The organism is uncultured Fibrobacter sp., assembly GCF_946062555.1.
Classification (GTDB): Bacteria; Fibrobacterota; Fibrobacteria; order Fibrobacterales; family Fibrobacteraceae; genus Fibrobacter.
The window spans coordinates 19,123-32,140 of record NZ_CAMGVQ010000041.1; the positions used below are offsets into that span (position 1 = coordinate 19,123).

Here is a 13,018-nt window from a genome sequence, read left to right on the forward strand (position 1 = left end):
TTAGTGATCGCAACAGCAGCAGGTGATGCAACATTTTTTTGAGGGCTCTTCAACTAGCTTAGGTACAAAAACCGTGTCTGGTTTTGGAAGTGGAGCCTTGATGACTTCTACGACGCGCTTCTTTACGATTTCTTTTTCGATAATATCTCTGTGCTTGTACTTAACGCCAAGTCCCCAGAAGGTACAAGTGAGTTTTCCGTCAAGCATGGCTTCGTCGGATTTGATGTCGATGATACCGTGAAATCCGCTTTGTTCGTTAGCCATATTATAAAGAAAATCAACTGTATGGCATTTGCCGGAGTCTTGGAAGGATACAGGCTTTAAACTTTCTACTTCGAGGAAGGCGGAGTCGGAAATGAATAGCTTTTTGATAGCATCTTCTCGCTTTGCCGAGAAGGCTGTGGGACTATTGGGGCTCAGATTATATTTTCTGGAATAAATGTTTGAATCGGGAATTACCTTGAAGGACAAGCCAAGTCCCCAGGATTCACATGTGTATTTATCGGGGTACTTAATTTGTTTGAAATGGTAATCGACGATGGTGGAGTAACCTAGGTTTTGAGTGACGCTACTTTGGTATAGGTCAAGGATGTCGCATTTGCCGTCGCCACTGTAAGTGACAGGTCCCCAAGAGTTGATTTGAAAATTGTCAAAATTTTCAAAATTTTTGGGGACGTTTGGAATATCAAGTTGATGTCCGGCGAGATTTGCTTGGGCAAAGCCGGATGACACCAAAGCAAGTGAGGTTGCTAAAATATGTATGAAAACTTTCTTCATGGTGAAAAATATAGTACAAAAAATCCAAAATGTCAATTTTTGTTTACAAAGCTGTTGTTTTTTGCGTACATAGGGGATGAAAATTCGCCTATGGATTCTTAACTAATGGAATAGGCTTGAATGTTTTTTCGATATGGTATTGTTGTCGAAAATTGCTATTTTTTGACACGGAATAAACAAAAGAGGAAATTATGTGCGAAAATTGCAATTCTAACCATCCTGTCCGCGTGCGTTTTGCCCCGAGTCCTACGGGCTACCTGCATGTGGGCGGTGCGCGCACCGCTATTTACAACTACTTTTTTGCCAAACACATGGGCGGCACCTTCTACCTGCGTATTGAAGATACCGACCGTAAGCGTTACAACGAAACTGCGCTCCACGACCTGATGCGCGACCTCAAGTGGTTGGGCCTTCAGTGGGACGAAGGTCCGGGTTGCGAAGGTGACTGCGGTCCGTACTTCCAGAGCGAACGTCTGGACATCTACCACCGCGAAATCAAGAAACTCCTGGACGCCGGTTGCGCCTACTACTGCTTCTGCACCGAAGAGCGCCTGCAGGAAGTCCGCGCCGAACAGGAAAAGTCCCACGTGCCGGTCACGGGTTACGACCGCCACTGCCGTAATATTAGTCGCGAAGAAGCCGAGGCCCGCATCGCCGCCGGCGAGAAGGCTGTCATCCGCTTCAAGGTTCCTGAAACGGGCGTCACCGAATTCGACGATATGATTCGTGGCCATATCTCCTATCAGAACGAACTGCTGGACGACCTGGTTCTCATCAAGCGCGACGGTTACCCGACTTACCACTTTGCAAGCGTCGTGGACGACCATCTGATGGGAACGACCCACGTGCTCCGCGGTGACGAATGGATCAGCTCTACGCCGAAACACGAACTGCTGTACAAGGCCTTCGGCTGGGAACCTCCTGTATGGTGCCACCTGCCGGTGATTCTCGACAAGAACGGCGGTAAGCTCAGCAAGCGCAAGGGCGCCGCCTCCGTGGGCGATTTCCGCGACCTCGGCTACCTGCCGGAGACTCTCGTGAACTACCTCGCTCTCCTGGGCTGGAACCCGGGCGACGACCGCGAAGTCATGACCATCAAGGAAATGGTGGAAAGCTTCACGCTGGAACGCATCAACCCCAAGTCCGCCAGCTTCGACGAAAAGAAGTTGCAGTGGATGAACGGCCAGCATATTCACCTGTGCGACGACGGCTTCCTCAAAAACATCATGAAGGAAGGCCTGGTCGCCAAGGGTATCGACCTCTCCAACGAACCGGAAGCTCGCCTCGACGAAATCGTGAAGCAGCTGAAGCCGCGTGCCCACTTTGTGCAGGATCTCGCCGACATGGCAGTGTACTTCTTTGTGGCTCCGACCACCTACGATGAAAAGGGTGCCAAGAAACACTTCGGCGAAGGTTCCAAGGAAGTCGCCACGCTCGTGCGCGACATGCTCGCTTCCATCGAAGACTTCAAGACTCCGGTGATTGAAAAGGGCTTCTACGACCTCGCCGAACGTTGCGGCCACAAGGTCGGTGAACTCGTCGGTGCTCCGCGTCTCGCTGTGTCTGGCGTTACCGCTGGCCCTGGCCTTTGGGAAATGTTTGAAATCATCGGCAAGGAAGAAGTGCTCCGCCGCATCGACGTGGCTCTCCCGCTGATGAAGTAATTAAGAATGCGTTCCCAGTTTCCACATAGGTTGTATACACAAAGGCTGTTTTGCCGCCGCTGCCAGAAGGTAGTGGAACACGGCATCTATGCTCGCGAGGTGTATTCGACTTTCGGGGGAATGGACCCGCAGATTCCGCTGTTGTGTTGTTGCGATGCCTGCGCGACGATGTTTGTCGCTTTCTCGCAAGAGTTTGTTTTCTGCCGTCGCGACTGCGTCAATCAGGACTATACCAAAATTTACGGTTACAATCGCATTGTACCGGGCAACTGGATTTACTTTAAGAACGCTCCCAAGCCGGGGGTGGTCAAGAGTGTTTTCCAAGGGCCTGACAGGGAAATAGTCGTCGTAAATTATGATGGTGCCTCCGAAAAGAAAATGGAGCTGCCCAAGGTCGTGATAGAACAGGAAGAATCTTCCGAAGGTTATCGTCTGTTGCCGGCCCAGAGTGCGCAGATTTTGTTGGGTGACAATGTTTACCATGCCATTCGTGACCAGTTCGGACTGGCGGTGGGGTTGGTGAATGATGGCGAGAAAGATAAGCTTGTCGTTCTTTTGAAAGATTCGACACTTGTTTTTATCACGTTGCCTCCGTTGGCACAGAATTTGCCGAATGACCGTTTGCGCGAAATCGTGCAGGGAAAGTTGTCTCAGGTCTTTCCGGAAGACAGCGGCAAGGTGTCTGTAGAAGTTGGCCAGGGAATCGTTTATTTGAAAGGACTGGTCAAGAACTATACGATTCAGCGTGCAATGGAAAATTGCGTGAGTGCGCTTCCGAAGGTGCGTGGCTGCGTGAATTTTACGCGGTTGCAGGTGTCGACGCAGATAACGGACAGCGATATCGAATCAAGTATCTATGAACTTCTTGAATCACCGGCAATGCATCTCTTTGACTATAAAGTCAATGTGTCCGGTGGAAAGGTCCAGATCCAGTCTTCGTGCTACGAAAATGAACGTCCCAAGGATTTGGAAAACCGTTTGGGAGAAATTCCCGGAGTCCGCGACCTTGTTTGCTTGGTGACGGAACTTTCGGATCCGATGAATGTAGAACTGTGTAAGGAACTGGAAACCGATTTATCGACGAATGCGCTTCTGCGGGGGGCCTATATCCGGGTTTCTTGTAACAACAGGAAGTTCCTGCTGGAAGGTCATGTCCAGTCGACTTTCCAGAAACAACTGGCATTGTTTACTTTGTTAAAAAAAACGAAGACGACGGCGGTAGAAAACCGCTTAAGATTGATATAAGGAGGCGCCCATGGCGACCGGTTACGAAAAAATTAATGCGATTAAGAGCAAGTTGAAAGTCAAGCAGACTGTCAACAGTCTTGCTTATTTGATGGGGTGCGGTCCCCGTACCATCTTCCGTCATCTGGAAGTCATCAATGCCGAGAATTGCGGCCTTCGCAAGTTTAAGGAAAACGGTGAAACCTTCTATGTCATTCAGACAGATAAGGAAGCGAACTTTAACCAGGATGTGGTTAAGCAGCTAGAAAAGATCAAGAAGAACTTGTCCGAAACTATTGCGCCTGATCTCAGGACGACCAAGTTGCTGGACAAGCTGATCAAGCTTATGCAGACGACGGATCCTGAAGATTTCAAGCCCGATGCCATTACGACGGACCCGGATTATGTTCTGGATTACGGCCCGTTCAGCGATGACAAGCTGAATTCGACTCACATCAATAAGGTGCTCAAGGCCATCCACGAAGGTTTTGCGATCAAGATTCAGTATAGCCACGCCACGGACCATTCCGCCGTCATCGACGAAAATAAGGAAGTGAATCCGGTCAAGGTGATTATGCGAATGGATACACTGTACCTGATCGCTGGTGAAGAAGACGAAAAGGGAAATCAGATCTTCAAGAATTACCTGTTCGAACAGATCAAGAACGTGCAGGAAACAAACCACGCGGTGCCGAAGTTTGTCTTTGATGCCGCGACGCATTACAAGTATGCGTTCGGCAAGTACACGGGCAAGGATAAGCCTGAAGATATCACGCTGGAAATTCGCAACAGGTGGCTGCAGACGCAGTTTGAACGCTCCCATTTCAATCCTGCGATTTCGAAGCGCTACGACAAGAACAAGAATATGATCGTGGACATGAAGCTCCGCATTACGCCGGACTTTGTCTCTTGGCTGATGGGAGTTGCCACGGATGTTCGCATCTTGAAGCCGGCTTCGCTTAAGGAAACCGTCAAGCAGAAACTGAAAGACGCTTTGTCCGAAATGGACCGCTAAAATGGAATCGCATAATCTTTCTGACTATAATTTTGAATTCCCCAAGGAACTGATTGCTAGCCGCACGGCGGGCAAGGGGAAAACCCGCATTTTGCATTGCCCGAAAGATGGCGGTGAACGTCACATTATGAAGGCTCCTGAAATTGTCGACTTGTTCAAGCCGGGGGATTGCCTGGTGGTAAACAACACCAAGGTGATTCCGGCGCGCTTGTACGGACACACGATGCACGGTGGCGAAGTGGAAACGCTCCTGGTGCAGGCGTTGATCCCAGCCGAAGACGGCTCCGCTCGCTACGAGGCGCAGGTTCGCCCGGGTAAGGCTTTCAAGATTGGTCGCGAACTCGATATTGCGGGCGTCAAGACCGTTGTCGAAGACATCAAGGAAGATGGCGCCCGCGTGCTCCGCTTTGCGGTAACGCCGGTGGAACTCGAAGCGGTGATGAACCGTGAAGGTCACGTGCCGCTGCCGCCCTACATTGACCGCCCCGATGACGAAGACGATAAGTTGGCCTACCAGACGATTTTTGCAAAGTATTCGGGCGCCGTGGCCGCTCCGACGGCAAGCCTCCACTTTAGCGAAGAAATGCTGGTCGCCCTCAAGGCGAAAGGCGTTTATGTGGCCGAAGTCACGCTGCATGTGGGCCCGGGAACGTTCCAGAATATCTCGGTGGAAGATTTCACCCAGCACAAGATGCACGGCGAACATTACGAACTCACCAAGGAAAACGCCGAGATTATCAACAAGGCAAAACGCGAAGGTGGCCGCGTCGTTACCGTGGGCACTACGAGTACGCGTGTCGTCGAGACGATCGCCGATGCGAACGGAATCGTGAAGGCGCAATCGGGCGTGACCCATGCGTTCTTCTACCCCGGTTACCGCTACAAGATTGTGGATGGTCTCCTTACGAATTTCCACTGGCCCAAAAGTTCGCTGATTCTTCTGGTGTCCGCGTTCTACGGCCGCGAAAATACGCTGGCAGCCTATAAGATGGCTGTAGAGAATAAAATGAAACTGTTCAGCTACGGCGACGGAATGTTAATTTTGTAAATCCTGCTGGTGCCCGTTTTCGGCGCACCTCCAGTAGCCTAGTATATATCGTAGAAATAGTAGGTGACTGTACCTTCGCTGGTCTTCCACCAGGCCATTTCAGAGCCGTCCTTGTAGATGGTCAGTTCGTCGTCGTCCTGATAGAAATGGAAGTAGCTTCCGTATTCGGAATCGTATCCTTCGTCGTATTCCGATTCGAGGTAATAGTAACGGTCCCCGTCCAGGTTCAGGCTGGCGAGTCCGTCGCTATCGACCCGAAGGCCGACCATCATCGACGGGCTTATGTTGCGCATTGGCCCGCAGTCATAAGCGCCGAAACTGTCATAACGGCAGTCTTGAGTCCAGTAGTAGCGGAATTGGTTGCTGAATCTTGCTCCGTCGGCATCCGGATCCGGTCCGAGATCTCCGCAAGCAATAAGGAAAAAAACGCAGAATGCCGCAAGAGCGACTGAAAAAAACGACGCTTTGTGAAGCGCCGCTTTTGCAAAATGTTTGGAAAGACCTTTCATCGTTTCCGTCAGGCAAGATGATTACGGATTTTCGTAGTCGCCGCCGTAGATTTCTTCTTCGGCTGCTTCGGTGTTTTCGTCCTGGTAAGCTTCCGGAGCCTGAAGGTCGCGGGTGCTGCCGTACTTGCGCTTTTCTTCTTCGGTCAGCTTGTTGGAATAGACGATTTCTTCCTGTTCCTGGGATGCTTCTTCCTCTTCTTCCTGCAAGATCTTCTGACCCTGTTCAATGCGGCGCTTGATGCGTTCGTCTTCCATCTGCTTCAGGTTCGTGCCGACCTTGGCCTGTTCTTCGGACATCACGTAGCGTTCGTTCGCTTCGTCCATGGCGGCCTTGATGCCAATCAGACGACCGCGGCTATCGACTTCGAGACCGGCCCTGCGCAGGGTGGAAAGAGGCAGACGGCGTGCTGCGGTCTTGTATTCGTCCTTGAATTCGTATCCATCGGAAGTGGCGATGTCGTCCGCCTCGCTCGGGGTGACGTATTCAAGGGCTTCTTGCCAGCGGGAACCCTGCACGCAAGAAGTGAAACCGACAAGGGAGTTGTCGAGGGCTTCCGGGTCATCGGACTTGGAACCTGCACAGCCGGTTAGGACCAGTGCGGCCAAAGAAAGGTAAGCCAGAATTTTTTTCATAGGGTAAAACCTCCGAAAAAATAGATTTCCTCCTAAATATAAACATTTTTTATAAAAGTCAACAAAAAAGAGCTGAAATTTTCAATGTAGGGGGCGTTTTCTTGCTATCATTTAAGGCGATGAACGAAAAATCTGATATTTACCGCATAAAAAAAGACGATAGAGAGTTTGTTTTAATCGGCACCGCCCATATTTCGCAGGTTTCGAAGGATCTTGTCCGTGCAACCATCGAGGCGGAAGCGCCCGATACGGTGTGCGTCGAGCTGGATGAAGGTCGACTGAAGTCTATCAAGGAGCCGGACCTCTGGAAAAAGACGGACCTGAAGCAGGTTATCAAGAACAAGCAGCTTGGAACTTTGATTGCGAACTTGGTGCTGGGGTCTTACCAGAAGCGTATGGGTGCCCAGACTGGCGTAAAGCCGGGTTCCGAACTCAAGGAAGCGGTGGACTGCGCCGAGGGCCGTGGCACCGAACTGGTGCTTGCCGACCGTGACATCAAGATTACGTTGCGCCGTACGTGGGCGTGTACTCCCTGGTACCGTAAGCTTAGCTTGCTGGGCGGGCTTTTTGCGAGTATCTTCGACAAGACGGAAGTCAGCGAAGAAGACCTCGCCAAGATCAAGGAGCAGGACGCCCTGAGTGCTATGATGCAGGATTTCGGCAAGTCTTTCCCCGAAGTCAAGCAGGTGCTGATTGATGAACGCGACCAGTTCCTGGCGAGCAAGATCAAGAATGCTCCCGGCAAGAAAATTGTGGCGGTCGTGGGGGCGGGACACATGAACGGAATTGCGAAGATTATCGAAGAAGACCGCGAACTCCCTAGCGAGGAATCGATTAGCGTGATTCCGAAGAGTGCGCCGATTTGGAAGATTATCGGCTGGGCGATTCCTGTCGCGATTATCGCAAGCATTATCGCGGTCGGTGTCCATGCGGGCTTTGAGAAGGCGGGCGAACTTAGCCTCCAGTGGGCGATGCTTACCGGCGGAGGTGCCATGCTCGGTACGGTAATTGCGGGCGGGCATCCGGTGACGATTTTGGTGGCGCTGGTGGCGGCTCCGTTTACGGGACTTACTCCGCTGATTGGCGTCGGGTTCTTTACGGCGCTTACGCAGGTTTACATGAGGCCACCCCGCGTGTCCGAGATGGAAACCTTGGCCGACGATATCTGGCAGGTGCGGCGCTGGTGGAAAAACCGCGTGACTCGAGTAATTCTGTGCTTCCTGTGCCCCGGGATTCCGGCGATTATCGGAAAGATCCTCGCTATCTTTAAAATCTACCAGGCTTTTTAGACCGCTCGGCTCTACCGAACCTACGAGAATGTGATATCGCCTCGCTCTCGCCAACACGGCTCGTCAATACGAGTCGCTTATGGCTCACGGTAGACCGCTCGGCTCTATACTGTTTTTTTTTTGCATTTTCCTGTTGCATCTTGCGAAAAAATTGTGTATCTTATAGCTAAAGCTTTTTTATAGGAGAAATTTATGGGAAAGATTATCAAGTATGTCGCCATTGCCGCCGCTTGCGTCATCTCGGCTTTCGGCGTGTATTGCCTGATTAAATATTCTTCTGCCGACGACAAGCTCGAAAACAAGTCGGAAGAATAGTCCTAGAAATCCTTTTTGATTAAGGCGACTGGATTCCCGGTCGCCCTTTAGTGTTTACTTTGCTTGAACTTTTAGCTATTCTAAGTTTTAAGCTCTAAGCTCTACCAACTTCATTTACTACATTATCCGCATGAATTTCTTAAATAAGAAACCCGCATTTTTCGTGGCGATTTCCGCCATTTTCCTTGGAATCTTGCTGATCGTGTTTCGCGATTTCGCCTTCGACCCGAACCAGCTCATGCTCAACAGCGACCAGTTGAACGGTATCGGTAGCCGCATTCTGCGCGCCGAAAGTGCCGTACTCACGGAATGGGACGATTCCCGCTTGGGCGGCGTGCCGACCATCGACGCCTTGTTCGCCGACGCCTACCATCCGCTGGTGTGGGTGCAGTTCCTGATGGACCCGGCCCGCGCCGTTGGCTTCAAGTTTATCTTGACCTTGTGGGTGGCCTTCATGAGCGCCATGATGCTTGCCTGGAACTTGACGGGGAACCGCTGGTGGGCAGGGCTCCTCGGCATGCTTTATGCGTTCTCGCCGGAATTCTTCACCTACCTCTATGGCGGTCACGATGGTAAGATGATGGTCTTTGCGATTGCTCCTCTTGCCTTGCTTGCTATTCGCAAGATTGTGCGTTCGGGTAGCATTCCCTATATGATTGTGCTTGCGCTCTCGGTCGCCTGGATGATTTTGGGTTCGCACCTGCAGCTTACCTACTTGTTCCTGTGGGGAGCTGGCCTTTATACGCTTTACGAAGTCGCCTTCCATTGCGATGCCCTAAAGACTCGCGGCAAGCGCCTTGGCCTTGCTGCGGTGGGCCTCGGCTTTGGCCTTGCGCTTTCTTGTTTCCAGATTGTGCCGCCTTATATGTACACGACCACGCAGTCGGTGCGCGGCGACGATAGCCACACCAATTACGGCCACGCGGTCAGCTGGTCCTTGCACCAAGAAGAAATGGCGCAGATTTTGCTGCCGGGCTTTGTGGGTGTAGACGTTTACGAACAGAACGAAAAGACGGGGGACCTCGAAGGTTCTTCCTTCGTGAGTTTCTCGATGGACGAATACCGCAAGTTGCAAGGTGGTTCGCCGTTCTATTGGGGCCACAATGCGTTCAAGCTGGACCACAACAATGCAGGTGCACTGCTCACCTTCCTCGGATTCCTTTGTCTGTTCTTGCCGGGCAAGCGTCGCTATGCGACATTCTGGGGCCTGGGTGCAGTCGTTGCCTTAAGTTACGGCATGGGCGATCATTCTCCGCTGTTCAAGTTGTGGTACAATGTGCTTCCCGGTGTCAAGAACTTCCGTGCTCCGGGCATGGCGCTGTTCTGGTTGCCGCTCTTGCTGGTGATGATGGCGGGCCCGGTTTTGAAGGCTCTCTCGGCCGATGGCCTGACTCCTGAAGAAGCCGCCGAAGCCGAAGATAACCGTCGCGCCTTGTTGCATGGTTCTGCCATGTACGGCGTGCTCCTGGTGCTTGCGTTGATTGCCCGTTTTGCCTGGACAACCTTTATTGGTCCTGTAGGCCTAGTGGTGATGATTCTTTATGCCGCCCTTTGCCTTGGCGTGATGAGCCTTGATGACCAGAAGAAAAAGTTCACGGTCGCCAACTTGACCGAGGCTTTCCAGAAGGGACTCCCGGCGACACCGCGTGCACTGCAGGCTTGCATCTTTATCGGCTTTGCCTATCTCGGCGTGATGCTCATGAGCGGCCAGAAACTTTTGGAAGATCCGATTACCGCTCCTTACTTTAAGCCGCTGAACGAAATCGTGATGAATGCGACCGCTGGCAAGGCTGTCCCTGGCTTTGTGCTGGTGCTGGTGATTGTCGCGGTGACGCTCTTTGTGGCAAAGTGGAAGGCTCCAGTGACCCACAAGGCGGGTGTTCTTGCGCTTGCCGCAGGTATCGAACTTTTCTTTATCGATGGAGCGTTCATCCAGAATGTTCCGGCAGGTGAATACTTGCAGCCGACTAATCCGGTGGTTGCCGCTATCAAGGCACCGTACAAGGCTGATTCGCTGAATACGCCGCGCGTGCTTTCGCTGTCGCGCAACAAGGCATTGAGTGGAAATATTTTCCCGCAGTACCACATGCGTAATGCTGACGGCATTCACGATAACGAACTGGCGAGCTACCGTGCCTTCCGTGGTGGACAGCAGGACGCGAACTACTTGCTGAATATCAACGACCCGATGGCCGCACACCCGTTCCTTGACTTGATGAACGTGGGTGCGATCATTTTCGATAGCCGTCAGGGAACGACCTTCATGCCGATTCCGACGGCGATGGGCGAGGCTTACCTCTACGGCGAAGCTGTGGTGATGGATGATTCCACCGCGATTAAGACGCTTCAGACACAGGCCGCCATTCGCCCTTCGACAGGCACTTCGGCAGGCTCAGTGTACCACTCAGGGACCTTGACTGAAACTGTGGCAGAATCTGTTGCGGACTCTGCTGTTACGACCGCCGATAGCGCCGCCACAGATTCCTCTGTAGCTTTGGCTCCGGCAAAGCTGACTGCCCCAGAATTCGGCGATGAACCGGGCAAGTTCTTCTACCGCGAAAAAGTTATTTTGTCTGAAACTCCGGGATTCGACGGCAAGGGCAGCGTGGCCGCCAAGGGCCCGATCCAGGGTTCTGCAAAGCTTGTCGCAAGTCCCAAGATGGATACGCAGGTGTTCAACGTGAATGCTGACCGCGAAGGTTTCATGGTCGTCGCCGGCAACTATCACCCGTACTGGAAGGCTTACGTGAATGGCAAAGAAGCTAAAGTCTACAAGGCCTTCGGGACGCTTCGCGCTGTGCAGATTCCTGCTGGCAATTCCGAAGTCCGCATGGAATACCGCAGCGTCCCGTTCCACAAGACGATTCTTGTGAGTGTGATTGCAGCGGTGCTGCTGATTGCTCTCGGTGCAGTCACCGCCGTACGTTGCCGCATCAAGTGTTAGTTAGATTATAATAAAGGATTCATTATGGATAAGATTTATCGTTCGGGTATCGGTTTTGACGTTCACAAGTTGGTGGAAGGGCGCAAGTGTATTATCGGCGGGGTGGACATCCCGTACGAAAAGGGCCTGCTCGGCCATAGCGATGCCGACGTGTTGTTGCATGCCATTAGCGACGCCTTGCTCGGGGCCGCTGGGCTCGGCGATATCGGAACGTATTTCCCGGACACCGATCCCGCCTTCAAAGGGGCCGATAGTCTGGAACTTTTACGCAAGGTCGGTGAAGAAGTCAAGAAGGCCGGTTACGAGATTATCAATATCGACAGTGTCGTGATGTGCGAACGCCCGAAAGTGAATCCGCACAAGGAGGCCATGAAGGTGAATATCGCCCGAGTGCTTGGCCTCGACGTGAAACAGATAGGCATCAAGGGTACGACCACCGAAAAGCTCGGCTTTACCGGTCGCGGCGAGGGAATCGCCTCCCAGGCCATCGCCATGGTCCGCAGCCTTTAGGCTGCTATGTCATCCCCGCGTAGGCGGGGATCTCCTAACGACGCGGAATAATTTATATTTGTTGCGTATAATTTGTTAGGAGGAAAGTTATGCTTAAAAAGTGGTGTTCTGCTGTGGCCCTGTTTGTCTTTGTACAGGGAATTTTTGATGGACGCGGGCATACCATTTATGGCCTGAATGCAGAAAATTCAATAGTAGTGTCGAAGGTGGCTCTGTTACGGGAGGCTACAATGTGGATGGCATTGTCGCTTCTTCTCAAGGACGCATTCTTGGCTGTTCCAATTCGGCGAAGGTCATCTATTCGGAAAAGGTGACTGCCAGAACGGATTTCTCGTATGATATTTATATAGGTGGTATCTTTGGTGAAAATCGTCATAATACCATAAGCAATGCGTTGAATAATGGCTCGGGTTGAAGGCCAATCCAATTCGGGCGTCCTTATCATTGGTGGCATTGCGGGGCGAATGGATTCTGTCGTTTAATGCTGGTGCTAACTGGGGATGTATTCACGCTCTTTCGGGCAAGGCGGTTTCTGCTTTTGCAAAGTATTCTGCCGATACGACGAACTTATTTGATTCCGAGACGATCGTGTTCAAGTCCTTTGATGAAATGAAGGGGCGTCTTGCCTTTTTGACGAAAGAGGAATGGGAATTTGGAGACTGCATGCCCAAGATGAATACGGATACGACCTCGACTTGCAATGTAAAAGTGGTCAAGGATTTCTATGGGGATTCGGATGAGCCGTATGTCTTGAGTTTCCTGGAAGACGTGGTGTTCGCGGGTGATGGTTCTACGGGGCTGGGTGGCGAAGGTGGAACGACTCCTGTGCTGGTTAAGCCTGTGGCGCCTTTGATGCAGGTGGAAGTTTCTGCACGGGATATTTCTGTGACTGGTCTTGCCGAAATTAGGCCGGTGGCGGAATTCGATATGCAGGGCCGCCTGGTGGCGACGGCACGTGCCTATGGGACTGCGGTGAACCTCTCGGTTCCGAGGGCGGGTCGCTACATTGTCCGTAGCGGAAAACAGACAAGAATTGGGAACCTCTAAAAATACATTCTTTTCCTGAAGATGGGTTTATTTGTCGTTTTCA

The 13,018-nt window shown here is 51.8% G+C and carries 13 protein-coding genes; 10 read left to right on the top strand and 3 right to left on the bottom strand.

The features are described from left to right. Entirely contained in the window at nt 1–777 is a 777-nt protein-coding gene (locus Q0P86_RS11690; RefSeq protein ID WP_291025328.1) for a hypothetical protein, read from the bottom strand. 191 nt (nt 778–968) lie between these two features. Between Q0P86_RS11690 and gltX the strand changes: the two genes are divergently transcribed. The 4 genes from gltX (at nt 969) to queA (ending at nt 5,728) form a co-directional block, all read left to right on the top strand. Beyond that, nucleotides 969–2,441, top strand: coding sequence for a glutamate--tRNA ligase (gene gltX / locus Q0P86_RS11695; protein ID WP_295039620.1), 1,473 nt, complete (start codon nt 969–971; stop codon nt 2,439–2,441). Nucleotides 2,442–2,513: 72 nt separating this feature from the next. Continuing rightward, nucleotides 2,514–3,686 carry a BON domain-containing protein gene (locus tag Q0P86_RS11700; RefSeq protein ID WP_291025326.1) on the top strand — a complete coding sequence of 391 codons (1,173 nt, stop codon included), beginning with the start codon at nt 2,514–2,516 and terminating at the stop codon, nt 3,684–3,686. Between the two features lie 10 nt (nt 3,687–3,696). After that, the gene (locus tag Q0P86_RS11705) at nt 3,697–4,680 is read left to right on the top strand and encodes a WYL domain-containing protein (RefSeq protein WP_294111656.1); all 984 of its coding nucleotides are present in this window, start codon (nt 3,697–3,699) and stop codon (nt 4,678–4,680) included. Between the two features lies 1 nt (nt 4,681). Continuing rightward, complete coding sequence (queA, locus tag Q0P86_RS11710; protein ID WP_295039624.1) at nt 4,682–5,728, top strand: tRNA preQ1(34) S-adenosylmethionine ribosyltransferase-isomerase QueA; 1,047 nt, start codon at nt 4,682–4,684, stop codon at nt 5,726–5,728. Nucleotides 5,729–5,766: 38 nt separating this feature from the next. On the opposite strand, the gene Q0P86_RS11715 is transcribed toward queA, so the two are convergent. Together Q0P86_RS11715 and Q0P86_RS11720 are read right to left on the bottom strand one after the other, a co-directional pair. Next, on the bottom strand, nt 5,767–6,237 hold the full coding sequence (locus Q0P86_RS11715) for a hypothetical protein (RefSeq protein WP_290993935.1): 471 nt from the start codon (nt 6,235–6,237) through the stop codon (nt 5,767–5,769). 21 nt (nt 6,238–6,258) lie between these two features. After that, complete coding sequence (locus Q0P86_RS11720) at nt 6,259–6,870, bottom strand: hypothetical protein (protein WP_291025323.1); 612 nt, start codon at nt 6,868–6,870, stop codon at nt 6,259–6,261. 119 nt (nt 6,871–6,989) lie between these two features. Here Q0P86_RS11720 and Q0P86_RS11725 point away from each other — a divergent pair, with 119 nt between their 5' ends. The 6 genes from Q0P86_RS11725 (at nt 6,990) to Q0P86_RS11750 (ending at nt 12,975) form a co-directional block, all read left to right on the top strand. Then, on the top strand, nt 6,990–8,159 hold the full coding sequence (locus Q0P86_RS11725; RefSeq protein ID WP_290993938.1) for a TraB/GumN family protein: 1,170 nt from the start codon (nt 6,990–6,992) through the stop codon (nt 8,157–8,159). Between the two features lie 192 nt (nt 8,160–8,351). Continuing rightward, nucleotides 8,352–8,474, top strand: a complete 123-nt coding sequence (locus Q0P86_RS11730) for a hypothetical protein (RefSeq protein ID WP_255396653.1) — start codon at nt 8,352–8,354, stop codon at nt 8,472–8,474. A gap of 130 nt (nt 8,475–8,604) precedes the next feature. Further along, the gene (locus Q0P86_RS11735; protein WP_294111662.1) at nt 8,605–11,418 is read left to right on the top strand and encodes a hypothetical protein; all 2,814 of its coding nucleotides are present in this window, start codon (nt 8,605–8,607) and stop codon (nt 11,416–11,418) included. Nucleotides 11,419–11,442: 24 nt separating this feature from the next. Next, nucleotides 11,443–11,928 (top strand): 2-C-methyl-D-erythritol 2,4-cyclodiphosphate synthase, encoded by a 486-nt coding sequence (gene ispF, locus Q0P86_RS11740; protein WP_291024543.1) that lies wholly within the window; start codon nt 11,443–11,445, stop codon nt 11,926–11,928. Between the two features lie 232 nt (nt 11,929–12,160). Beyond that, on the top strand, nt 12,161–12,343 hold the full coding sequence (locus Q0P86_RS11745; RefSeq protein WP_290993945.1) for a hypothetical protein: 183 nt from the start codon (nt 12,161–12,163) through the stop codon (nt 12,341–12,343). A gap of 29 nt (nt 12,344–12,372) precedes the next feature. Beyond that, a complete protein-coding gene (locus tag Q0P86_RS11750) occupies nt 12,373–12,975 on the top strand; it encodes a hypothetical protein (RefSeq protein ID WP_295039629.1) in 603 nt (200 codons plus the stop codon). Nucleotides 12,976–13,018: the final 43 nt, after the last annotated feature.